The following is a 22,039-nucleotide window of genomic DNA, read 5'->3' as shown; positions in this document are numbered from 1 at the left end:
CGATGAGGCGTTCAGACACAGCCCATCTTTCGGATCAGCGCCAGACGCCATTCCCGCCTAACCGCTCCCGATCATGCGGGGCATCAAACTTCTGCAACGGCCCCTTCGGCACAATCCCGGTGGGGTTGATGGTGCGGTGGCTGGCGTAGTAATGGCCCTTGATGTGCTCGAAATCCACCGTCTCAGCCACGCCCGGCCACTGGTACACCTCTCTGAGCCAATTCGATAAGTTCGGATAATCGGCAATCCGCCGCAAATTACATTTGAAGTGGCTGTAATACACCGCATCAAAGCGAATCAGCGTGGTGAACAGTCGCACGTCGGCCTCGGTCAAGTATTCGCCGGCCAGGTAGCGGTGGTCGCTCAGGTGCTGTTCCAGGTGATCCAGCTCGGCAAACACATCATCGAACGCACTTTCGTACGCCTGTTGCGAAGTGGCGAAGCCTGCGCGATACACGCCGTTGTTGACGGCCGGGTAGATCCGCTCGTTCAGCGCGTCGATGGCAGGGCGTAGTGCTTCGGGGTAGAAATCCAGGGTGTTGCCGGTCAAGTCGTTGAATGCGCTGTTGAACATGCGGATGATCTCCGCCGATTCATTGCTGACGATGCGATTGAGCTTTTTGTCCCACAGCACCGGTACCGTGACGCGCCCGGTGTAGTCGGCGGTGTCGGCGGTGTAGCGCTGGTGCATGTAGGTCAAGTCATCGAGGCTATCGCCACTGGAACCGTGGGCCTTGTCGAAGGTCCAGCCGTTTTCCAGCATCAGCCAACTGACCACCGAGACGTCGATCAGGCCTTCCAGTCCTTTGAGCTTGCGCAGGATCAGTGTGCGGTGGGCCCAGGGGCAGGCGAGGGACACATAGAGGTGGTAGCGACCGGCTTCGGCCTTGAACCCCCCTTCGCCCGTCGGGCCCGGCGCGCCGTCGGCGGTCACCCAATGGCGGCGTTGTGCCTGTTCGCGTTGGAAGGCGCCATCTGCACTACTTTCGTACCACTGGTCTTTCCAGTGTCCTTCGATCAGCAAACCCATGACTGGCTCCTCGACTAATAAACGTTGGAGCCCAGTCTAAAGGGATGAGTTCGAACTAAAAGCGCAAAGACACGGAGTGAATTATCGATTAAATCGATTTGTCCCGTGCATCCCAGTACTGCTGGGCCAATTCGAACGCCTGCTCCCTTGGGTGGCCAAGGCCGCGCAACGCCAACGCCATGGTCGCGATCAGCGCCAGTTGCGGGTAGCTGTCCTCGATGGCGCCTCGCCATACCGCCTTTAGCTGTTCAGGCTCAAGCGTGGCCGGTTTGACGTGGCGCTGGGCGGAGAGGGCAGGCCATTCTTCATCCCAGCTCTGGCCTCCCGTGGTGCCGTAAAGATGGCTGAGCGTGTCGGGGTTGATTTCGATCTCGCCGCCGTCGCCCTTCACCACAATCACATTGTCGCCCAGCAGGCCACTGGCATCGCGGTGCACACCCTGGTAACCGGGGTGAAAAATGCTCTGCAGGCCACAACGGGCATTGAGCGGGTTGAGCAGGCGCGCCAGCGAGTGGATTGGTGAGCGCAGGCCCAGGGTGTTGCGCAGGTCGATCATGCGTTGCAGTTGCGGTGCCCAGTCGCCCAGGGGGATGAACGCCAGGTTGCCTTGCTCGAAGGCCGCCTCGACCTGTTGCCAGTTGCGGCACCGCGGGATCTGCAAGGTGTCGAGCAATTGTTCGGTGTACAGCCGGCCGGCGGTGTGCGCGCCGCCGCCGTGCATGAGGATGCGCACGCCATTTTGCGCCAGGCACTTGGCCGCCAGCAGGTACCACGGCAGGTGGCGTTTTTTGCCGGCGTAGGTCGGCCAGTCGACATCGACGTTCAACGCCGGTGCGTGCAGGCGCTCGCGCACGGCTTCGGTGAAGCCAGCAAGCTCTTCTGGGCTTTCTTCCTTGTGGCGCAGCAGCATCAGGAAGGCACCGAGTTGGGTGTCCTCGACTTTTTCGTCGAGCAGCATGCCCATGGCTTCGCGGGCTTCTTCACGGGTGAGGTTGCGCGCGCCGCGTTTGCCTTTGCCCAGGATGCGCACGAATTGCGCAAATGGGTGCTCGGCAGGGGTTTCGAGGGTCAGCGGGGCAAAGTCAGTCATAAGCAATTCGTCGGCCTGGGCAGGCCCGCCAGCTTGGCGGCGAGTTTGGCGGGAGTGCCGTTGAACAGTTTGTTGAGGTGCAGGCTGTTGCCCTTTTCCGGGCCCAGCTTCAAGGCGGTGTATTTGATCAGCGGGCGTGTGGCGGGGGAGAGCTGGAACTCGGCGTAGAAGCCGCGCAACAGCTCGAGGATTTCCCAGTGGTCCGCGGTCAGTTCCAGGGCTTCGGCGGCGGCCAGGGCGTTGGCCACCTCCGCTGACCAGTCGTTCAGGTCAACAAGGTAACCGTCTTTGTCCAGTTCGAGGCTGCGCGAACCTACAGTCAGGGTGTTCATAGCCAGGTGTTGACCTTGTCGTAGTCGATCGACAGTTGCACGAAACCCGGGTAGTCCACGCTGTCGGCCCAGTCCGGTAGCGGCATATTGCGCGCCTGCATGTCTTCAGCCAGCACAAAGACCTTCACGCCCTTGGTTTGCAGGGCCGGGTTGTGCAGCCCGTAGGCGCCATCGCCGCACAGCAGGATTGCGTCTTCGGCGCCGCAGATGCGCAGGCAACTGTCGAGGCGGCTGTCGGTAAACGGGGAGTGGGACACCACATGTAAAGTCGACATCAGAGGGTCATCACCTGGTCATAACGGTCAATCAATTTGGAAATGGCTTCGCTGTCCAGCGGCTGGGCGCTGACAGGATGGATGAGCCCGCGCTCAGCCAAGCTATGGCTGCAAGCGAACACGTCCTCAATGCCAAACAGCCCCAGTGCCTGCAAGTTGGCGCTGAGGTCTTTCTGTTGCACGGCCTTGGCGTCCTGGTGCGGCGCGAGCTGGAACACGCCGTCGTCCATGAACAGCAGGCCGATGGGCAGATCGAACGCACCGCCGGCCAGCACGATATCCAGCGCTTCCCGCGCACTCGGCCCGGACCACGGTGCCTGGCGGCTGATTACCAACAAGGATTTGGACATATCATGGCCCTCCAAAGCAGATCAGGCGGTCGGCCGTCTGCGCAGCGTCGTGCAGTTGCCCCAGGCCCGACAGCGTCCACGGCGCTTCCAGGTTGACCGCGTTGCGCTGATAGCGCGTGGCTTCCTCCTGGTTGAGCACGCCACGGCGCAACGCGGCGGCGATGCACACCACGCCGTCGAGCTGATGCGCATCGACCAGTTCACGCCATTGGCGGGCGATGTCCTGTTCATCCTGAGGCGCAACGATGTTATTGGAGGCGCTGTACACCCCATCCTGATAGAAAAACAACCGCACAATCTCATGCCCGCCGGCCAGCACCGCCTGGGCGAACAGCAGGGCGCGGCGCGAGGAGGGCGCATGGGCGGCGGAAAACACGGCAATCGCAAACTTCATGGAACACTCTGCAAGCAAACGTGGGCCAATGATAAGGCCGCTTGCCTGAAAAAGCCCGCCGTGATCAAAACGGTCACTGTCGCTGATCGTTCTGACGATTGCCCATAGGCCCGTAGCTGCCTAGTCTGTGGGGATTCGAAACCCCAATGGAGTCTCCATGACCGGTCCCCTGGCGTCCCTCAAAGTATTGGATTTTTCCACCTTGCTGCCCGGCCCGTTTGCGTCCTTGATGCTCGCGGACATGGGCGCCGAGGTGCTGCGGATCGAATCGCCCACCCGCATGGACCTGCTGCGGGTATTGCCGCCCCATGATCAGGGCACTTCGGCCAGCCATGCCTACCTCAATCGCAACAAGCGCAGCCTGGCGCTGGACCTCAAGCAGCCTGAGGCGCTGGAGATCGTGCACGCGCTGGTCAAGGACTATGACATTGTCCTCGAACAGTTCCGCCCAGGGGTGATGGAACGCCTGGGCCTGGGTTATGAGGCGCTCAAGGCGATCAATCCTCGTTTGATTTATGTGTCGATCACCGGTTACGGCCAGACCGGCCCTTACAAGGATCGCGCCGGACACGACATCAACTACCTGGCACTCGCCGGTGTGGCCAGTTATACCGGGCGTGAGTACAGCGGACCGTTGCCCTTGGGGGTGCAATTGGCGGATGTGGGCGGTGGTTCGCTGCATGCGGTGGTGGGGTTGTTGGCGGCGGTCATTGCCCGGCAAAACAGCGGCGTGGGCCAATACCTGGATGTGAGCATGACCGATTGCACCTTCAGCCTGAACGCCATGGCCGGCGCCGGCTACCTGGCCTGCGGGGTGGAGCCGGAGAGGGAAAGCCACGTGCTCAATGGCGGTAGTTTCTACGACTACTACCGCTCCCGGGACGGGCGCTGGATGTCGGTTGGCAGCCTGGAGCCGGCCTTCATGCAGCAACTGTGCGCGGCCTTGGGGCGCCCGGAACTGGCTGGGCAAGGTTTGTCACCCAGCCCCGAAGCGCAAAAAGCCCTCAAGCTGGCGCTGCAAGTCGAGTTCGAGAAGCGCAGCTTTGAGGAGTTATGCGCGTTGTTTGCCGGGGTGGATGCGTGCGTGGAACCGGTACTGCGTTTGAGCGAGGCCGTGGAGCATCCGCAACTGAAGGCGCGAGAGCTGGTGAGCCAGGTTCCACGAGCGGATGGCACGACCCAGGCGCAAATCGCCTGCCCGCTGAAGTTCTCCGAGGGATTGCCGGAACCTCGGCACATCGGCGCCGCGGTGGGCGCGCACAGTGATGAAGTGCTGGGGGAGCTGGGTTTTAGCCCGCAACAAATCAGTGAACTGCGGCGCGCCAGGGTGATTGTGTAATTCAGTGATCTGAATGTGGGGGCTTGCTCACGATGAGGCCCATACCGGCAGCGCCCATCTCACTCGACGCGGGTTTCGCCGGTAAACACCAGGGTCTGCCGACAGCGTCTGCACAAATAACGCCGTCCTTGAGCCACCATGCCATGGCGCTGCGGTGAAAACGGAAAGTCACTGTCGGCACACGGGCAACGGTAGATGTAGCGGGTCACCTGGCGGCGCTTCACGGCATAGGTGTGGCAGCGGTCCGGCGGCAATTCGTAGACCCCGCGCATGATCAGTTGCCATTCCTCACCATGGGGCTGGATGCGCTCACCGAACAATTGGTGGGCAATCAGGTGTGCCACTTCGTGGGCCACGGTCTGTTTGAGGAAATGTTGGCTGTTTTCGCGGTACAACTGCGGGTTGAAACGCAGCAGGTTCTCGTGCAAATGCGCGACACCGGCCTTCTGGCCCCGCAGCTTGAGGCTGACCTGAGGGCGTTTGAAGCTTCGTTTGAAAAAGGATTCGGCTAGCAGGAAACAATCTTCGACGCGGGTATTGAGTTGCTCGGGCATGCTGTACATATCTCCAGAGACGTCCAGTATGCCGCAAAGCGCAGTGTTTCCGAATCTGTCAGGCGCCGAATGGTCATGCATCACGCACAAAGCCACCTTGCGGTGGCTTTGTCTACGGGTTTATCCGCTTAGTTGGTATAGATAGGCCCTACGCCGAGGCCCCAGACGACCACGGTAAACGCCATGATTGCCACCAGTACCACCAGCCCTACGGCCAGTATTGAGCTGGAAAACAGGAACCCTTCATCCGGGTCGATGCTCATGAAGGTCGGCACGCCGACATACAGGAGATACACCGTGTAGCAGATCGCCGCCGTGCCGACGACCATACCCAGCCACATATGCGGGTAGAGCGCCGCCAGCCCGCCGATGAACAGCGGTGTCGCGGTGTAGGTGGCAAACGCCACGCAGCGCGCCATGCTGGGGCTGGCGTCGTAGGTACGGGCCATCCAGTGAATGAACGCACCCATCACCGCCACGCCACACAGCATGGCGGCGTACGACATGATGGTCATCCATAACGCGCTTTCCTGGGTCAGCATGACCGGCGAGCGGTTGCCGATGACCCAGCCGACCTGTGTGGTCCCGATAAAGGCTGATACGGCGGGGATCGCCGCGAGAATCAGCGTGTGAGTGAGGTACATGTGGCCGATGCTTTCTTCTTTATCGCCACGAATGTCCCGCCATTCCTGGTCGGGATGGGTAAAAAGCCCCACGACGTGATGGATCATGCCAGTCACTCCTGTCGTTATTACCATCGCCCCCCATTGGAGCGCCTACGGGCCAGGTGGCCTCAAAGGTCTGGATATGTGTGCGACCTTTAGTCGCAGTATAGGAAGTGATGACCGGAAAAACTGTGGGGCTTTAGAGCAAATCGCGCTGTAAACAGTGGGGTTAATCGCGGTGGGGTCTGTAGTGGGCACTGCAGTTGAGTGTGAAAGGGAGCCAGCCCCTTCCTACATTGGAAGTCGGCCAGCCTTACCGGTAAAATACCCGGCTTTTCGTCACACACCTCTAGCGGATCCAAGCGCCATGGGCACTCTTACGGTCAACCAGAACAAACTGCAAAAACGCCTGCGTCGCCTGGCCGGTGAAGCGGTCGCCGATTTCAACATGATCGAGGATGGCGACAAGGTCATGGTCTGCCTCTCCGGCGGCAAAGACAGCTACACCATGCTCGATGTGCTGCTGCACCTGCAGAAAGTCGCGCCGATCAAGTTCGAGATCGTCGCCGTCAACATGGACCAGAAACAACCGGGTTTCCCCGAGCATGTGCTGCCGGCCTACCTCAAAACGCTGGGCATCGAGTACCACATCGTCGAAAAAGACACCTACTCGGTGGTCAAGGAACTGATCCCCGAAGGCAAGACCACCTGTTCACTGTGCTCGCGTCTGCGCCGTGGCACGCTCTACACCTTTGCCGATGAAATCGGTGCGACCAAGATGGCCCTGGGTCATCATCGTGACGACATCGTCGAGACCTTTTTCCTCAATATGTTCTTCAACGGCTCGCTCAAGGCCATGCCGCCCAAGCTGCGGGCCGATGATGGGCGCAACGTGGTGATCCGCCCGCTGGCGTATTGCAACGAGAAGGACATCCAGGCCTACTCCGACTTCAAGCAATTCCCGATCATTCCGTGCAACCTGTGCGGTTCCCAGGAAAACCTGCAGCGCCAGGTGGTCAAGGAGATGCTGGTGGACTGGGAGCGCAAGACCCCAGGTCGCACCGAAAGCATCTTCCGCAGCCTGCAGAATGTGATCCCGTCGCAGTTGGCCGACCGCAACCTGTTCGATTTCACCAGCCTGAAAATTGACGAGAGCGCGGCTTCGCGCTTCGTCAATGTTGTGAACCTCTGAGTGCCTTCCATGCTCTGAGACACGGCGCTTGCGGGCGCCGTTTTCAATTCAATTGCCAGCATTCAACAGCAGGAGAGGGCATGCGCGATTACAAGTGGCTGCACGAGTATTGTCTGAATCGCTTCGGTTCAGCGGCCGAACTGGAAGCCCATCTGCCTGTCCCCAAGACCCCGGCGCAATTGCGCAAAATCAGCGATGACCGCTATTTGTCGACCCTGGCGCTGCGCGTATTCCGTGCGGGCTTGAAGCACAGCGTGGTCGATGCCAAGTGGCCGGTGTTCGAGCAGGTGTTCTTTGGCTTCGACCCGGAAAAAGTCGTGCTGATGGGCGCCGAACACCTTGAACGGCTGATGCAGGACACGCGCATCATCCGTCACCTCGGCAAGCTCAAGAGCGTGCCGCGCAATGCGCAGATGATTCTGGATATCGCGCAGGAAAAAGGCAGCTTCGGCGCGTTTATCGCCGACTGGCCAGTGACTGATATCGTTGGGTTATGGAAGTACCTGAGCAAGCACGGCCACCAGTTGGGTGGGCTGTCGGCGCCGCGCTTCCTGCGCATGGTCGGCAAGGACACGTTCGTGCCGAGCGATGATGTGGTCGCGGCCTTGAATGCGCAAAACATCGTGGACAAGGCCCCGACCAGCCTGCGCGATCTGGCGACCGTGCAGGCTGCGTTCAACCAGTGGCATGCCGAGAGCGGGCGGCCGATGTGTCAGTTGTCGATGATGTTGGCTTATACGGTGAATCATTGAAACCGTGGGGGGCATCGCCGGCAAGCCGGCTTCTACATGGCTTGTAGATCTGCAGTCAACCGGCGGTTCCACTGATGCCGCCACCGCACATACAGCAGCGCGGTGCAAAACACCGCCAGGCTCGCCAGCATCTCCAGTACCCCGAACCACTGGCGGTTCGGGTCGTACGCCGCCAGTGCTCCCTTGATGAAATACAGGTTCACCGCAAAGCACATCCACGAATGCCCACGCGCACTGCCCAGCAGCATCCCCGGCGCGAGTATCAATAGCGGCACCAGTTCGATCAGCAGGATTACCCACGGACGCGCGCCGTGCAGGTCGGCGACGAACAGGTAGTACACACACAGCAAACCCACCAGGCCGAAAAATGCCAGCAGGCTCAATGCGCGTGCGGCCTTGACCCGTGGTGCCAGCCACGTCTGGGGCGGCAGGATCTTAGGTTTTCTGGCCACGGCCGGTCTCCAGCAAAGTCGCGGTGGTGGCCAGGCGCAGGCCCAGGGCCCGACACAGGGTGATTTCATGTTGATCGAGCAGGCGTTTGCCATCGGGGCCGGCATGGTGGCTGGCACCGTACGGCGTGCCGCCGCCCTGGGTGTCGAGCAGCGCCTGTTCGCTGTAGGGCAGGCCGGTGATCAGCATGCCGTGGTGCAACAGCGGCAGCAGCATCGACATCAGCGTGGTTTCCTGGCCGCCATGCAGGCTGGCGGTGGAAGTGAACACCCCGGCGGGTTTGCCGACGAGCGCACCGGTCAGCCACAGGTTGCTGGTGCCGTCGATAAAGTACTTCAATGGTGCGGCCATATTGCCGAAACGGGTCGGGCTGCCCAGGGCCAGGCCCGAGCAGTTCTTCAAGTCATCGAGGCTGGCATATAGAGCGCCTTCGTCCGGAATGCTCGGCGCCACGGCTTCGCATTCGGTGGAGATCGCCGGCACGGTGCGCAAACGCGCTTCCATGCCGCCTTGCTCGATGCCCCGGGCAATCTGCCGGGCCATTTCGCTCACCGAGCCGTTGCGGCTGTAATACAGGACCAGCACATAGGGCGTGGTCACGACAGGATCTCCAGCACATTCTCGGGTGGACGGCCGATGATCGCCTTGTCGGCGGTTTCCAGGATCGGGCGTTCCATCAGCTTCGGGTGCTCGGCGATGGCGGCGATCAACTGTGTTTCGTCGAGTGTCGTGTCAGCCAGGTTGAGGGATTTGTATTCTTCTTCGCCGGTGCGCAGCAGTTGGCGCGCGCTGATCCCTAGTTTGGCCAGCAGGGCCTTCAATTGCGCGGCGTCCAGCGGGGTTTCCAGGTAGCGCACCACGGTGGGGGTGAGGCCGCGGGCTTCCAGCAGTTCGAGCGCTCCGCGGGATTTCGAGCAGCGCGGGTTGTGATAAAGCGTCAGATCGGTCATGTGCGGGTCGCATCTTGCGTAAGGTGGCGGGTATTCTACCTGCGCTGCGCCCGGTCCTTAAACCGTAAGAGGCGATCCGTCGCAGCCAACGTTCATATTTGCGAAGGATTACCCCATGACAAGGCGACTGATCGGTGCATTGGCGATCATCACAACCCTGCTGCTCAGCGGCTGCGGCAATGACTATGGCGTTGACCAGTACGGCCAGAAAGTCGCGGCCGAGCGCTTGGACAAACAATGGCTGGTGGTCAACTACTGGGCGGAATGGTGTGGCCCATGCCGCACGGAAATTCCGGAGCTCAACACCCTGGCGGAGCAGTTGAAGGGGCAGGGCGTGGGCGTGTTCGGGGTCAACTTCGACAATGTGCAGGGTGCCGAGCTGAAGGAAGCCAGCGAGAAGCTGGGGATCAAGTTCACGGTGCTGGCACAGAATCCGGACGGTATCTTCGATATTCCGCGCAGCGAAGGGTTGCCGGTGACCTACATCATCGATGACAAGGGCAAGGTGCGCGAACAGCTGATGGGCGAGCAGACCGCAGAAGGGGTGTTGGCCAAGCTCAAGGCCCTCAAAGGCTGACGCCATTTACTGTAGGAGCAAGCTCGCTCCTACAGTAGGGCGTGGGATTAGCCCTCTTCAAGCCACAGGCGAATGGGCTTGCCCTCGACCGGCCAGAAACGGGTCTGCTCGATCGGCGAGATGTCCCAGCGCTGCACGCCTTGCAGTGCCTGGAAGAAGCGGTGTTCCTGCTCCATCAGAGCCTCGGCGCATAGCTTGCGAGTGCTGCCGATCTTGCCAAAGCTGAGCTTGTCGCCCGCGACCGTGTACGGTGCGAACCAGTGGTTGCAACCGCCATTGCCGTAGGCGCGGCCATCGGCGCCAAGGGTGACGCTCAGGTGCGCGTAATCCATCAGCGGCCGCTCACCAATCCATTCCACCACATAGCTGTGATCCTGCTTGAGCTGGACCGCATCACCGGCGCAGCCCGCGGTGGCTGCACCAACGACGGCGAGCAGCAGCAACCCCTTCATTGCGCGGCCTTCTGGCAGGTCGGACAGCGATGCTTGCCGCCCTCGCTGGCCCAGCCCAACTCCTTGATGCGCGCGTTGGCGGCCGGTTGCAGCGGCTCCTTGCTCAGCTTGGTTTCCACCGAGAACTCAAACTCCAGTACGGCGTCGCAGCTGTCGCAATTGACCTTCCAGGTGTGAATCTCCAACTCGCCGAATGTCGGCCCTTGGGCCATGGCGACCCATTGGCCCGCCGGGCGGATGGAATAGCGTGCGTCGCCTTCGACGGTCAGACGCATCGACAGGGTTTTACTGCCGCGCAGGGTGACGATCAGCACGTCGCCATGCTTGATCGAGCCACCGTTGCCGGTGACCTGGTAACGGCCCGGCACCAGGGCGCGGCATTCGATCAGGGTGTGTTGCGGGCTCAGCAAGCTGAAGCGGAAATCGTGTTCGGCCATGGATCCTCCAAATAGGCGCGGCATCCTATCACGGGTGCCGGCCTATCATGAGCGCGGTATGTGACCGCTGATCATCCTTCGACAAGGTTCTGTGCGCGGCCATCGGCCCATGCCGCAATGTTGGCCAGGGTGGTGCCGGCGATCGCCGCCAGGGCCTCGCGGGTGAGAAACGCCTGGTGCGCGGTGATGATCACGTTGGGGAAGGTCAGCAGGCGCGCCAGTACATCGTCTTGCAGGGGCAGGTCGGAGCGATCTTCGAAAAACAGCTGGGCTTCCTCCTCGTACACATCCAGCCCCAGGTAGCCGAGCTGGCCGTCCTTGAGGGCTTCGATCAGCGCCGGTGTATCGACCAGGCCACCGCGACCGGTATTGATCAGCATCGCGCCGGGTTGCATCTGCGCCAGGGACGCGGCATTGATCAGGTGCTTGCTGCCGGCGGTCAACGGACAGTGCAGACTGATGATCTGCGCGTGGGCCAACAGCTCCGGCAGCTCCACGTAGCGTGCTCCAAGGGCCTGGACCTGCGGGTTGGGGAACGGGTCGTAGGCCAGCAGCGTGCAGCCGAAACCGGTCATGATCTTGGCGAATGTGGCGCCGATCTGGCCGGTGCCGACCACGCCGACGGTCTTGCCCACCAGGTCGAAGCCAGTGAGGCCGTGCAGGCTGAAGTCGCCATCGCGGGTGCGGTTGTAGGCGCGGTGCAGGCGACGGTTGAGGGCGAGGATCAAGGCCACCGCATGTTCGGCGATCGCGTGGGGCGAATAGGCGGGGACGCGCACAATGGTCAGGCCCAGGCGCTTGGCGCTGGGCAGATCCACATGGTTATAGCCGGCCGAGCGCAGGGCGATCAGGCGGGTGCCACCGTGGGCCAGTTGTTCCAGCACCGGGGCGCTGAGGTCATCGTTGATGAAGGCGCACACCACTTCGTGTTGCGCGGCCAGGGCCACGGTGTCGAGGTTGAGCCGGGCGGGTTGGAATTGCAGTTCCAATCCCTGTGGCAGCGGTTCACCTAGAAAGCTGTCGCGGTCGTAGGCTTGGCTGCTGAAAAGAATCACGCGCATTGAAAATGCTCCCTGCGACTTTTGATTAATGCGTTCAGGCACTGACCCGCGCTTCACTGGCCAGTCGGGCGATGGCCATGTCCAACTCGTCCAGTGCTTGTATCGCCTTGGCGTCGTCCTGCTTGAGCAGCGTTTCGGCGCGTTGGCAGGCGGCGCGCAGTTGCGGGACGCCACAGTAGCGGGTAGCACCGTGCAGGCGGTGGACGCGCTCGATCAGGGCGTTGTTGTCATTGGCGTCGCGGGCGATGTTGATGGCCAGACGGTCGGCCTCCAGCGATGCCAGCAGCATGGCCAGCATATCGGCGGCCAGGTCGGTCTTGCCGGCGGCCAGGCGCAAGCCCTCCTCATGGTCCAGCACGGGCAATTGTTCGCGAGAGGCCAGGCCGTCGGCACTGCGTTCCGGCCCCTGGTTACGCAGGGCCAGGCCGGTCCATTTCAACACCACCTGGGCCAGTTGCCGCTCGCTGATGGGTTTGGTCAGGTAGTCGTCCATGCCGCTTTGCAGCAACGCGCGTTTCTCGTTGGCCATGGCGTGGGCGGTGAGGGCGACGACTGGCAATGGCGTGCCATGGCGCTCGCTTTCCCACTGACGGATCGCCTCGGTGCTCTGGCGCCCGTCCATGCCGGGCATTTGCACGTCCATCAGCACCAGGTCGAAGGTGTCCTGTTTCACCGCCTCGACCGCCGCATAACCGCTTTCCACGGCCCGCACTTTTGCCCCCATGTCTTCCAGCAGGGTCTGCACCAGCAGCAGGTTCGCTGGGTTGTCATCCACGCACAGCACGCGCGGCGCCCGGCTGGACAGCGGTTCGCCGGGCTCACTGCGCGCCGGCCGCGGGCTGACGAGATCGGACAGTGCCCGGCGCAGCTTGCGCGTGCAGGCCGGCTTGGCCTGCAACTGGCTGTTGGGGTTGGGCACCGACTGGTTGAACAGCATCTGTTCAGTGGTGGGGCACAGCACCAGCACTTTACAGCCCAGGTGTTCGAGATCCCACAGGTGCTGGTTGAGGCGCTCGGGCGGAATGTCGTTGGCGGTGACGCCGAGTACCGCCAGGTCGATGGCCTGTTCGGTCTGATGGGCACTGGTAATGCCGTTGGTCAGGCTTTCCAGGGTATTGAATGGTGTGACTTGCAGGCCGCAGTCTTCCAGCTGATGTTGCAGAGCCTGGCGCGCCAGCTCGTGGTTTTCCAGTACCGCCACGCGATGGCCGAGCAAAGGCGCGCAGGGCAGGTCTTCGACATCGTCGCGGGTCTTGGGCAGGTTGAGGCTGATCCAGAATTCCGAGCCCTCGCCTGGCGTGCTGTCGACGCCGATTTCACCGCCCATCTGCTCGATCAGCCGCTTGGAAATCACCAGGCCCAGCCCCGTGCCGCCAGGTTGGCGTGACAGCGAGTTATCCGCCTGGCTGAACGCCTGGAACAGCGCGCGCACATCCTGGTTGGACAGGCCGATGCCGGTGTCCTGCACGCTGATACGCAGTTGCACGCTGTCTTCCTGTTCGTCCTCGATCATTGCGCGCGCGACGATGGTGCCTTCGCGGGTGAACTTGATCGCATTGCTGATCAGGTTGGTGAGGATCTGCTTGAGGCGCAGCGGGTCACCCACCAGCGCCAGTGGGGTGTCGCGGTAGACCAGGCTCACCAGTTCGAGCTGCTTGGCATGGGCGGCAGGGGCGAGGATGGTCAGGGTGTCCTGCAGCAAGTCCCGCAGGTTGAAGGGGATGCTGTCGAGTACCAGCTTGCCGGCTTCGATCTTCGAGAAGTCGAGGATCTCGTTGATGATGCCCAGCAGGTTGTCGGCGGACTTTTCGATGGTGCCCAGGTAATCCAGCTGGCGTGGGGTCAGTTCGCTTTTTTGCAGCAGGTGGGTAAAGCCCAGTATGCCGTTGAGCGGCGTGCGGATTTCATGGCTCATATTGGCCAGGAACTCCGACTTGATGCGGCTGGCCTCCAGGGCCTCTTTGCGCGCCAGGTCCAGCTCGATGTTCTGGATCTCGATGGTTTCCAGGTTCTGGCGTACGTCTTCGGTGGCCTGGTCAATGCTGTGCTGCAATTCTTCCTGAGCGTTTTGCAGGGTTTCGGCCATGCGGTTGATGCCCGAGGCGAGCTGGTCCAGTTCCTGGCTGCCGAGTGCCGGCAGGCGGGTTTCCAGGTTGCCGTCCTTGAGTTGGGCCACGGCTTGCTTGATCAGCCCGATGGGTGAATTGATCGAGTGGCTGATGCGCAGGGCCAAGGCTGCGGTACAGATCAGGCCGATGGCAATCAACAGCAGACTGGCGAACAGGCTACGGTAGCCGCGCAGCAACATGCCGTTGTGAGACAGTTCTACCTCGACCCAACCGAGCAGGCGGTCGGCTTCATCGGGGACCAGGTCGCCGGCGAGGTTGCGATGGCGACCGAATACGGGCAGCAGATACCGGGTGGCGTCATTGCCGGTGCGCTGCAGCAGGTGGGAACTGTTACCGACGGGCGGCGGGTTCAGCATGGTCGGGCCGGCGTGGGCGAGGGGGCCGCGGTCTGCGGCGAGGAACGACACGGCGCGCACGTCCGGCTGTTCCAGGGATTGGGTGGCGATCCGCTCCAGCAGTTCGGTGTTTCGCGTACTCAAGGCAGGCGCTGCCAGCGGCGCCAATTGCTCGGCGATCATTTCGCCGCGTTGCAGCAATTGGGTCTGGAGTTCCGAGAGCTGCATCCAGGTGAAATAGCCCCCCAACAGCGAGGCCATCAGGCTGGTCGGTAATAAGGTCAGCAACAGTACGCGGCCCTTTATCCCCATTCTTCTAAGCACGCCACTCTCCTGCTACCACAGTGTTATCGATGATGGGAGTGGGCATCCGGCCCGCACCACCTGCGCAGTGTAGCCATTTGCGCGGCGTGGAATCTTGCAAATTGATGTCAGGCGGCACTCTTCGAGCCATTTTGCGGGGGTTGTGATTGCCTGTGGCGGGGTAATCTTGAATAATTGGTGACTGAGAATTAATTGCAGACGCTAATGAATCCCGCAACTTTTGGCCTACCCCGTATCCTGACCATTGAAGATGACCCCGTGCTGGGCGCTTATGTCCACGAACACCTGGGGCGTTGTGGGTTCCAGGTCACCTGGTGCCAGAACGGCCAACAAGGCCTGCAGTTGGCGCGCGACCAGGCGTTCGATGTGGTGTTGATGGACATCCTGCTGCCGGGGCTGGATGGTTTATCGGTCCTGACCCATCTGCGCCGGAGCCATTCGATCCCGGTGATCCTGATGTCTGCGCTGGGCGCAGAGGCCGATCGCGTCAGTGGTTTTCGCCTGGGCGCCGATGATTACCTGCCCAAACCGTTCAGCATGATCGAGTTGCGGGTGCGCATCGAGGCGATCCTGCGCCGAGTGGCTCTGGATCGGCGCCCATTGCCCAGCCTGGTGCCCGTGCGCGGAGACGTGAACACCCTGCGCTTCGACGATGAACTGTGCGATGTCTTCCATCTGCATCACTGGGCCGGTCTGACCCGCAGCGAATACCGCTTGTTGGAAACCCTGCATCGCAACAGCGAAGAAGTGCTCAGCAAAGCCTTCCTTTACCAGCATGTGTTGCAACGCGGTTATGCCCCCCATGATCGCAGCCTTGATATGCACATCAGCCAGATCCGCCGCAAACTCAAAGCCATCGGCTACAGCGAATACCAAGTGCGCACCGTGTGGGGCAAGGGCTACGTGCTGAGCGGTCACGATGCCGGGCTTTGATCACCCGTTGAAGCGGCTGCCGGGCAAGCACTCGTTATTCTGGAAACTGGCCTGTCTGTTGATCGCCTTTTGCTTGCTGATGATCTGGCTCAGTTGGTCCTGGGGCCGGTATATGGAGCAGAAGAATGCCTACCTGTCCGATGAAGCTCGGAGCACCTTGAGTGGTTATGCGGCCGGCGCGGAGGAGGCCTGGAACCGGGATGGCCGTGCTGACATTGATACGTGGCTGCAGGCGCTGGGCAAGCACGAAAGCACGTGGGTAGGCGTGATCGGCAATGATCTGCAATCGTTGAGCAGCTATCCATTGACCGACAAGGAGAGCCAGCGCCTGACGTTCCTGCGCGGTCTGGACTGGCCGGTCAGTCGTCACGTCAAAGGGCTGCCCTGGTTGAAGATCCCGTTTCCGGTCGATCCCAGTGTCGGCTCGCTGGTGATCGAGTTGCCGCAGCGTTTCATGCCGGGACGCTATCAATTGTTCTGGCGGGTGGTGACCAATGGTCTGATCCCCGGCCTGTTTACCCTGTTGCTCTGCATTGGCTTGTATCGATTGCTGATCATCCCCCTCAACCAACTGCGCGAGCAGGCCAACGCCTGGCGTGCCGATCAATTGAATACGCGGATGTCCCACGATGCCACTAGTCGTCAGGACGAGTTGGGTGAGCTGGGGCGGGCTTTCGACCATATGTCCGAGCGTTTGCAGGGGACCGTGGTGCTGCAGCAGCAGTTACTGCGGGACATGTCCCATGAACTGCGCACACCGTTGAGCCGTTTGCGTGTGGCCTGTGACAGTGAGCAAGACCTTGCGCAACTTCGGGAGCGGTTGGGCCGGGAGATCGACGCCATGCAGCGCCTGGTGGAAGACAGCCTGCAACTGGCCTGGCTGGATACCGAACGGGCGCCATTGCCACAGGAAGATATCCAGCTTCAGGCTTTGTGGGACATGCTGCGGGAAAACGCCTGTTTTGAAAGCGATTGGCCTGCGTCGCGCCTGCCCTGTCTGTTGGCCGCTGACTGCTGGGTCCGGGGTAACCTGAATGCCCTGGCCCAGGCGCTGGAAAATATCCTGCGCAATGCCATACGGCATTCGCCAACGGACGGTGTGGTGCGTCTGGATGGACGTCGTGACGGTGAATACTGGCATCTGTGGCTGGAGGATCAGGGCGGGGGCATAGATGAGCAGGATCTGGAGCGGATCTTTGCGCCCTTTACTCGTCTTGACGGCTCGCGGCCAGGCGACGGCGGCTTCGGCCTGGGCTTGAGCATCGCGCGCAACGCCGTGCAGCGCCAGGACGGCAGCCTGTGGGCAGAAAATACCGGGAGTGGCCTGCGCGTGCACCTGCGCCTGCGGGCTTGCTGACCTTCAGGTGCGACGTTGTTTACGTTTCTTCCACTGGTGCGCCACCCACCAGCGCCAGTAGCCCATGGTCAGGCAGTAAGCCAGCGCGCCCAATACCAGCCCCAGTACCACCGAACCCAGCAGGAACGGCTGCCATAACGTGCTCAACTGGCCGCTTATCCACTCCCAGGTCAGGTCATCGGGCAGACTGCGGGGTGGCACGTTCATCAACCAGGCGCCGGTCATGTAGGTGCAGAAAAAAACCACTGGCATTGTGATCGGGTTGGTCAGCCACACCAGACTGATCGCGATGGGCATATTGCCACGCACCGTAATCGCCAGGATCGCCGCTAACAGCATCTGCAGCGGAATCGGGATAAAAGCCGCGAACAAACCCACGGCCATGGCCCGCGCCACTGAGTGCCGGTTCAGGTGCCAGAGGTTCGGGTCATGCAGCAACGTGCCGAGAAACTGTAATGACTTGTGTTCCCTGATACTGGTGGGATCGGGCATGTACCGTTTGAATAAGCGCCGAGGCATAAGGGGTCCAGGTCTGTTCAAGGGGCAAGTATGCCCGCATTCTATAAACAGGAAATTCAGACTTTGTGACAAAACATCATAGGTCTTGCCGGGCGCTCGACTAAGACTGAGTGGATCACTTGAAAGGGATGATTCATGAGGACAGGGATGTTTGCGCTCGCGCTGGGGCTGTTGGCCTTGCGTTTTTTACCGGCTCTGCCGTCTATCGGCTGGCTGATAGCGATGCCGGTGGTGGCGCTGATGCTATTGCCGTTTCGCACCTACCCGTTGGCGTTTTTCCTGCTGGGGCTGAGTTGGGCCTGCATCAGTGCGCAATCGGCACTTGACGATCGCCTGAAGCCGGCATTGGACGGCCAGACACGTTGGGTGGAGGGGCGGGTCACCGGGTTGCCGCAACAGACGGGCGAGGGGGTGCGTTTTGAGTTGACCGACAGCCGGTCACGCAAGGCGCACTTGCCTAAGCGCATTCGTGTGTTCTGGCGTGGCGGGCCAGAGGTGCGCAGCGGTGAGCGCTGGCGTCTGGCAATCGCCCTAAAGCGGCCGTTCGGGCTGCTTAATTTCCATGGTTTTGATCAGGAGGCCTGGCTGCTGGCCCAGCGCATCGGTGCCACGGGCTCGGTGAAGGACGGTGAGCGGCTGGCACCGGCGCGTAACGCCTGGCGCGACAGCATCCGCCAGCGCCTGATGGCGGTGGATGCTCACGGTCGGCAAGCTGGCCTGACTGCCCTGGTGTTGGGCGACGGCTCGGGATTGGCCGCTGAGGATTGGCAAGTACTGCAGGACACCGGCACCGTGCATCTGCTGGTGATTTCCGGCCAGCACATCGGCTTGCTGGCAGGCCTGGTCTATGGGCTGGTGGCCGGCCTGGCGCGCTACGGGTGCTGGCCGCGGACCTGGCCATGGCTGCCTTGGGCGTGTGGCCTGGCATTCGCCGCGGCGCTGGCCTACGGCCTGTTGGCAGGGTTCGGTGTGCCGGTCCAGCGCGCGTGCGTGATGGTGGCACTGGTGTTGCTGTGGCGGTTGCGCTTTCGCCATCTGGGGATCTGGTGGCCATTGCTGCTGGCGCTCAATGGGGTGCTGATGCTGGAACCGTTGGCCAGTTTGCAGCCGGGCTTCTGGTTGTCTTTTGCGGCGGTGGCAGTGCTGGGCCTGGCGTTTGGTGGGCGGCTTGGGCCTTGGAGTTTCTGGCACGTGTGGACCCGTCCGCAATGGATGATCGCCATCGGCCTGTTTCCTGTGCTGCTGGTGCTCGGGCTGCCCATCAGCCTGAGTGCGCCGCTGGCCAATCTGGTTGCCGTGCCGTGGATCAGCCTGGTGGTGTTGCCATTGGCGTTGCTGGGGACTGTGCTGCTGGCGCTGCCGTTCGTGGGGGAGGGCTTGTTGTGGTTGGCCGGTGGGGCGCTGGATGGATTGTTCATGGGCCTGGCGTGGCTCGCCGGGCATGTGCCGGCGTGGGTGCCGACGCAGGTGGCGCCGATTTACTGGTGCATCAGCCTGATGGGGGCGCTGCTGTTGCTGTTACCCAAAGGGGTGCCGTTTCGCTTGCTGGGCTGGCCGATGCTGTTGCTGGCAGTGTTTCCCCCTCGAGCGCTGGTGCCCCATGGGCAGGTGGAGGTCGTGCAATTGGATGTCGGGCAGGGGCAAGCGTTGATCCTGCGCACGCGTCACCACACGCTGCTCTACGATGCCGGCCCGCGTTCAGGAGCGTTCGACCTGGGCGCGCGGGTGGTGCTGCCGTCGTTGCGAAAGCTCGGGGTCGGGAGTTTGGACATGATGCTGCTCAGCCACGCCGACGCCGATCATGCCGGCGGCGCGGTGGCGATTGCCAATGGCATGCCGATCAAGCGTGTCGTCGGCGGGGAAACCGAGAGGTTGCCGGCAGTTCTCGGCACCCAGCCGTGCGTCAGCGGTGAACAATGGCGGTGGGACGGCGTTTCATTCGAACTCTGGCAGTGGGCTGACGCTGTCGCCGGCAATCCGAAATCCTGCGTACTGCTGGTGCAGGCCAACGGCGAGCGCCTGTTGTTGACCGGCGACATCGACCGCGCGGCTGAACAGGCGTTGCTCGGCACGCCGTTGGCGGTGTCGACCGATTGGCTGCAAGCACCGCACCACGGCAGCCGAAGCTCTTCATCCCGGGCCTTTTTGCAGCGGCTGGCGCCCAAGTCAGTGCTGATATCGCGTGGACGTGGCAATGCGTTCGGCCACCCCCATCTGCAGGTGCTGGAGCGCTATCGGGCATTAGGCAGCCGGGTGTACGACAGCGCGGAGCAGGGCGCCGTGCGCCTGCAACTCGGGGCCTTTGCACCGCCGGTTGTTGCGCGCAGTCAACGCAGGTTCTGGCGTGAGCGGTTACCCTGATCATACTGTCGGCAGCGCCATGGCCGACGAACCCCGCCGCCGAGCCTATATGGTAAAGTGGCGCACTTTTTCAAGGGGACATTCACTGTGTGGGAATTGGTTAAATCCGGCGGCTGGATGATGTTGCCGATCATCATGAGTTCTATCGCCGCACTCGGCATCATTGCCGAACGCCTGTGGACCCTGCGCGCCAGTCGCGTGACCCCCGAGCATCTGCTGGGGCAGGTCTGGGGCTGGATCAAGAACAAGCAACTGGACAAGGACAAACTCAAGGCACTGCGAGCCGACTCGCCGCTGGGGGAAATCCTCGCGGCGGGCCTTGCAAACTCCAAGCATGGTCGCGAGATCATGAAAGAGTGCATCGAAGAGGCCGCGGCCCGAGTCATCCATGAACTGGAACGCTATATCAACGCGCTCGGCACCATCGCCGCCATGGCGCCATTGCTCGGCCTGCTGGGTACGGTGCTGGGCATGATCGACATTTTCAGCTCGTTCATGGGCTCGGGGATGACCACTAACGCCGCTGTGCTGGCCGGCGGTATTTCCAAGGCATTGATTACCACGGCGGCGGGCCTGATGGTCGGTATTCCCTCGGTGTTTTTCCACCGCTTCCTGCAACGGCGCATTGATGAACTGGTGGTCGGTATGGAGCAGGAAGCCATCAAGCTGGTGGAAGTGGTGCAGGGCGACCGTGATGTGGACCTGGTTGAGGGCAAAGCGTGAAATTTCGCCGCAAGCAACGGGAAAATGTCGATATCAACCTCGCGTCGCTGATCGACGTGGTGTTTATCCTGCTGCTGTTTTTTGTCGTCACCACCACATTTACCCGACAGACCGAACTGCGGGTCGACCTGCCCGAAGCGGTGAGCGGTTCACCGGCCGAAGATCAGGAAGTCAAGCAACTGGATATTGCCATCAGCGCCGAAGGGGTGTTTTCGGTGAATAACCGGGTGCTGGAGAAAAGCGACCTCAACAGCCTGATGGATGCGCTGCAGAAGGAGTCCGGTGGCGATACCAAGATGCCGCTGTCCATCAGCGCCGATGGCAAGACCCAGCATCAAGCCGTGATCACGGCCATGGATGCCGCCGGTAAGCTCGGTTTCAGCCATCTGCGCATGAGCACTGTCGAGGCGGCGAGCCAACCCTGATGGCCATGTCCGATCGTTTGCTCAAAGCCTGGTACGAGGGCCATCCGGCGCTGACGTTGCTGCGTCCGCTGGAGTCTTTGTATCGCCGGGTGGTAGAGCGCAAACGCGCGCGGTTCGTGGCGGGTGAGGGCGAGATTTATCAAGCGCCGGTGCCGGTGGTGGTGGTCGGTAATATCACCGTGGGCGGCACCGGCAAAACGCCGTTGATCCTATGGCTGATCGAACACTGTCAGCGCAGTGGTTTGCGCGTCGGCGTGGTCAGTCGTGGCTACGGCGCCAAGCCCCCGCAGTTGCCGTGGCGGGTCAAGGCCAGTCACAGCGCCGAGGTGGCCGGTGATGAACCGCTGTTGATCGTGCAGCGCTGCGGCGTACCGCTGATGATCGACCCCGACCGCAGTCGCGCGGTCAAGACGTTGCTGGCCACTGAGACCCTGGACCTGATCCTCTCCGACGATGGCTTGCAGCACTACCGCCTGGCCCGTGACCTGGAACTGGTCCTTATCGACGCCGCCCGCGGCCTGGGCAACCGCCGCTGCCTGCCTGCCGGCCCCTTGCGCGAGCCGGTGGAGCGTCTGCGGAGTGTCGATGCGTTGCTCTACAATGGTGCCGCCGCCGATCGTGAGGATGGCTTTGCCTTTCGCCTGCAGCCTACCGCACTGGTCAATCTGCAGACTGGCGAGCGCTACCCGGTGGATCACTTCCCGCCAGGCCAAGCGGTGCATGCGGTCGCCGGTATCGGCAACCCGCAACGTTTCTTCAAGACCCTTGAAACGCTACACTGGCAGCCAATACCCCATGCTTTTGCCGACCACGCGCCCTACAGCGCCGAGGTCTTGAATTTTACGCCGTTATTGCCGCTGGTCATGACCGAGAAAGACGCGGTGAAGTGCCGCGGATTCGCCCGACCCGACTGGTGGTACCTTGCAGTGGATGCCGTGCCGTCGCCAGCGTTCGTCGCCTGGTTCGACACACAGTTGATGCGCCTGCTGCCCGCCCGTCTTTTGCCTTAAACGCTGCTATCCAGCCAGGAAAC

At 61.8% G+C, this 22,039-nt stretch carries 26 protein-coding genes; 10 read left to right on the top strand and 16 right to left on the bottom strand.

What is annotated here, in order from left to right:
• Positions 1-34: 34 nt before the first annotated feature.
• The 6 genes from ACLH0J_RS21750 to tusD all read right to left on the bottom strand — a co-directional run bounded on the left by ACLH0J_RS21750 (position 35) and on the right by tusD (position 3,471).
• The gene (locus tag ACLH0J_RS21750) at positions 35-1,030 is read right to left on the bottom strand and encodes a glutathione S-transferase family protein (protein ID WP_411388975.1); all 996 of its coding nucleotides are present in this window, start codon (positions 1,028-1,030) and stop codon (positions 35-37) included.
• 88 nt (positions 1,031-1,118) lie between these two features.
• Positions 1,119-2,120 (bottom strand): glycosyl transferase family protein, encoded by a 1,002-nt coding sequence (locus tag ACLH0J_RS21745; RefSeq protein ID WP_411388974.1) that lies wholly within the window; start codon positions 2,118-2,120, stop codon positions 1,119-1,121.
• The gene (locus ACLH0J_RS21740) at positions 2,117-2,452 is read right to left on the bottom strand and encodes a TusE/DsrC/DsvC family sulfur relay protein (protein ID WP_411388973.1); all 336 of its coding nucleotides are present in this window, start codon (positions 2,450-2,452) and stop codon (positions 2,117-2,119) included. The genes ACLH0J_RS21745 and ACLH0J_RS21740 overlap by 4 nt, the downstream gene beginning before the upstream one ends.
• Positions 2,449-2,727 carry a sulfurtransferase complex subunit TusB gene (tusB, locus tag ACLH0J_RS21735; RefSeq protein ID WP_411388972.1) on the bottom strand — a complete coding sequence of 93 codons (279 nt, stop codon included), beginning with the start codon at positions 2,725-2,727 and terminating at the stop codon, positions 2,449-2,451. Before tusB ends, ACLH0J_RS21740 begins: the two co-directional genes overlap by 4 nt.
• Positions 2,727-3,077 carry a sulfurtransferase complex subunit TusC gene (gene tusC, locus ACLH0J_RS21730; protein ID WP_411388971.1) on the bottom strand — a complete coding sequence of 117 codons (351 nt, stop codon included), beginning with the start codon at positions 3,075-3,077 and terminating at the stop codon, positions 2,727-2,729. Before tusC ends, tusB begins: the two co-directional genes overlap by 1 nt.
• Before the next feature lies 1 nt (position 3,078).
• The gene (gene tusD, locus ACLH0J_RS21725) at positions 3,079-3,471 is read right to left on the bottom strand and encodes a sulfurtransferase complex subunit TusD (RefSeq protein ID WP_411388970.1); all 393 of its coding nucleotides are present in this window, start codon (positions 3,469-3,471) and stop codon (positions 3,079-3,081) included.
• A 157-nt stretch (positions 3,472-3,628) separates the two neighbouring features.
• Between tusD and ACLH0J_RS21720 the strand changes: the two genes are divergently transcribed.
• Positions 3,629-4,810, top strand: coding sequence for a CaiB/BaiF CoA transferase family protein (locus ACLH0J_RS21720; RefSeq protein WP_411388969.1), 1,182 nt, complete (start codon positions 3,629-3,631; stop codon positions 4,808-4,810).
• Positions 4,811-4,869: 59 nt separating this feature from the next.
• Here the strand turns inward: ACLH0J_RS21720 and ACLH0J_RS21715 are convergent, their stop codons facing one another.
• Both ACLH0J_RS21715 and ACLH0J_RS21710 read right to left on the bottom strand, forming a co-directional pair.
• Complete coding sequence (locus ACLH0J_RS21715; RefSeq protein ID WP_411388968.1) at positions 4,870-5,364, bottom strand: SprT family zinc-dependent metalloprotease; 495 nt, start codon at positions 5,362-5,364, stop codon at positions 4,870-4,872.
• Between the two features lie 128 nt (positions 5,365-5,492).
• Positions 5,493-6,095 (bottom strand): Yip1 family protein, encoded by a 603-nt coding sequence (locus ACLH0J_RS21710; RefSeq protein ID WP_411388967.1) that lies wholly within the window; start codon positions 6,093-6,095, stop codon positions 5,493-5,495.
• Between the two features lie 301 nt (positions 6,096-6,396).
• Between ACLH0J_RS21710 and ttcA the strand changes: the two genes are divergently transcribed.
• Positions 6,397-7,221, top strand: a complete 825-nt coding sequence (gene ttcA / locus ACLH0J_RS21705; RefSeq protein WP_411388966.1) for a tRNA 2-thiocytidine(32) synthetase TtcA — start codon at positions 6,397-6,399, stop codon at positions 7,219-7,221.
• Between the two features lie 80 nt (positions 7,222-7,301).
• On the top strand, positions 7,302-7,973 hold the full coding sequence (locus tag ACLH0J_RS21700; protein ID WP_411388965.1) for a DNA-3-methyladenine glycosylase I: 672 nt from the start codon (positions 7,302-7,304) through the stop codon (positions 7,971-7,973).
• A gap of 32 nt (positions 7,974-8,005) precedes the next feature.
• Here the strand turns inward: ACLH0J_RS21700 and ACLH0J_RS21695 are convergent, their stop codons facing one another.
• From ACLH0J_RS21695 to arsC, 3 genes are read right to left on the bottom strand one after another with little or no spacing between them, the layout of a single operon-like run.
• Positions 8,006-8,425, bottom strand: a complete 420-nt coding sequence (locus ACLH0J_RS21695) for a DUF2069 domain-containing protein (RefSeq protein WP_411388964.1) — start codon at positions 8,423-8,425, stop codon at positions 8,006-8,008.
• Entirely contained in the window at positions 8,409-9,023 is a 615-nt protein-coding gene (gene wrbA, locus ACLH0J_RS21690; protein ID WP_010567934.1) for an NAD(P)H:quinone oxidoreductase, read from the bottom strand. The genes ACLH0J_RS21695 and wrbA overlap by 17 nt, the downstream gene beginning before the upstream one ends.
• A complete protein-coding gene (gene arsC, locus ACLH0J_RS21685; RefSeq protein WP_411388963.1) occupies positions 9,020-9,373 on the bottom strand; it encodes an arsenate reductase (glutaredoxin) in 354 nt (117 codons plus the stop codon). Before arsC ends, wrbA begins: the two co-directional genes overlap by 4 nt.
• Before the next feature lie 115 nt (positions 9,374-9,488).
• Here arsC and ACLH0J_RS21680 point away from each other — a divergent pair, with 115 nt between their 5' ends.
• Positions 9,489-9,950: a redoxin domain-containing protein gene (locus ACLH0J_RS21680; RefSeq protein ID WP_411388962.1), complete on the top strand. Its 462-nt coding sequence runs from the start codon at positions 9,489-9,491 to the stop codon at positions 9,948-9,950.
• Between the two features lie 47 nt (positions 9,951-9,997).
• On the opposite strand, the gene ACLH0J_RS21675 is transcribed toward ACLH0J_RS21680, so the two are convergent.
• The 4 genes from ACLH0J_RS21675 to ACLH0J_RS21660 form a co-directional block, all read right to left on the bottom strand.
• Positions 9,998-10,402 carry an META domain-containing protein gene (locus tag ACLH0J_RS21675; protein WP_411388961.1) on the bottom strand — a complete coding sequence of 135 codons (405 nt, stop codon included), beginning with the start codon at positions 10,400-10,402 and terminating at the stop codon, positions 9,998-10,000.
• Entirely contained in the window at positions 10,399-10,839 is a 441-nt protein-coding gene (locus tag ACLH0J_RS21670; RefSeq protein ID WP_411388960.1) for a hypothetical protein, read from the bottom strand. The genes ACLH0J_RS21675 and ACLH0J_RS21670 overlap by 4 nt, the downstream gene beginning before the upstream one ends.
• 71 nt (positions 10,840-10,910) lie before the next feature.
• The gene (locus ACLH0J_RS21665; RefSeq protein WP_411388959.1) at positions 10,911-11,900 is read right to left on the bottom strand and encodes a 2-hydroxyacid dehydrogenase; all 990 of its coding nucleotides are present in this window, start codon (positions 11,898-11,900) and stop codon (positions 10,911-10,913) included.
• 34 nt (positions 11,901-11,934) lie between these two features.
• Positions 11,935-14,688, bottom strand: coding sequence for a response regulator (locus tag ACLH0J_RS21660; protein ID WP_411388958.1), 2,754 nt, complete (start codon positions 14,686-14,688; stop codon positions 11,935-11,937).
• A 204-nt stretch (positions 14,689-14,892) separates the two neighbouring features.
• Here ACLH0J_RS21660 and ACLH0J_RS21655 point away from each other — a divergent pair, with 204 nt between their 5' ends.
• Together ACLH0J_RS21655 and ACLH0J_RS21650 are read left to right on the top strand one after the other, a co-directional pair.
• Positions 14,893-15,621: a response regulator transcription factor gene (locus tag ACLH0J_RS21655; protein WP_411388957.1), complete on the top strand. Its 729-nt coding sequence runs from the start codon at positions 14,893-14,895 to the stop codon at positions 15,619-15,621.
• Complete coding sequence (locus ACLH0J_RS21650; protein ID WP_411388956.1) at positions 15,608-16,978, top strand: histidine kinase sensor domain-containing protein; 1,371 nt, start codon at positions 15,608-15,610, stop codon at positions 16,976-16,978. The genes ACLH0J_RS21655 and ACLH0J_RS21650 overlap by 14 nt, the downstream gene beginning before the upstream one ends.
• A 3-nt stretch (positions 16,979-16,981) precedes the next feature.
• Here ACLH0J_RS21650 and ACLH0J_RS21645 read toward each other — a convergent pair whose 3' ends face one another.
• Positions 16,982-17,497, bottom strand: coding sequence for a DUF2062 domain-containing protein (locus ACLH0J_RS21645; RefSeq protein WP_411388955.1), 516 nt, complete (start codon positions 17,495-17,497; stop codon positions 16,982-16,984).
• Positions 17,498-17,632: 135 nt separating this feature from the next.
• Between ACLH0J_RS21645 and ACLH0J_RS21640 the strand changes: the two genes are divergently transcribed.
• The 4 genes from ACLH0J_RS21640 to lpxK all read left to right on the top strand — a co-directional run bounded on the left by ACLH0J_RS21640 (position 17,633) and on the right by lpxK (position 22,016).
• The gene (locus tag ACLH0J_RS21640; RefSeq protein WP_411388954.1) at positions 17,633-19,858 is read left to right on the top strand and encodes a DNA internalization-related competence protein ComEC/Rec2; all 2,226 of its coding nucleotides are present in this window, start codon (positions 17,633-17,635) and stop codon (positions 19,856-19,858) included.
• A gap of 87 nt (positions 19,859-19,945) precedes the next feature.
• Complete coding sequence (locus tag ACLH0J_RS21635) at positions 19,946-20,581, top strand: MotA/TolQ/ExbB proton channel family protein (protein WP_411388953.1); 636 nt, start codon at positions 19,946-19,948, stop codon at positions 20,579-20,581.
• The gene (locus ACLH0J_RS21630) at positions 20,578-21,006 is read left to right on the top strand and encodes an ExbD/TolR family protein (protein ID WP_411388952.1); all 429 of its coding nucleotides are present in this window, start codon (positions 20,578-20,580) and stop codon (positions 21,004-21,006) included. The genes ACLH0J_RS21635 and ACLH0J_RS21630 overlap by 4 nt, the downstream gene beginning before the upstream one ends.
• Positions 21,006-22,016 carry a tetraacyldisaccharide 4'-kinase gene (gene lpxK, locus ACLH0J_RS21625; RefSeq protein ID WP_411388951.1) on the top strand — a complete coding sequence of 337 codons (1,011 nt, stop codon included), beginning with the start codon at positions 21,006-21,008 and terminating at the stop codon, positions 22,014-22,016. Before ACLH0J_RS21630 ends, lpxK begins: the two co-directional genes overlap by 1 nt.
• Positions 22,017-22,039: the final 23 nt, after the last annotated feature.

Origin of the sequence: Pseudomonas sp. MPB23 (genome assembly GCF_046605395.1) — a bacterium.
GTDB lineage: Bacteria > Pseudomonadota > Gammaproteobacteria > Pseudomonadales > Pseudomonadaceae > Aquipseudomonas.
The sequence above is the reverse complement of the archived record's forward strand: the minus strand, read 5'-3'. Positions and strand labels throughout refer to the sequence as shown.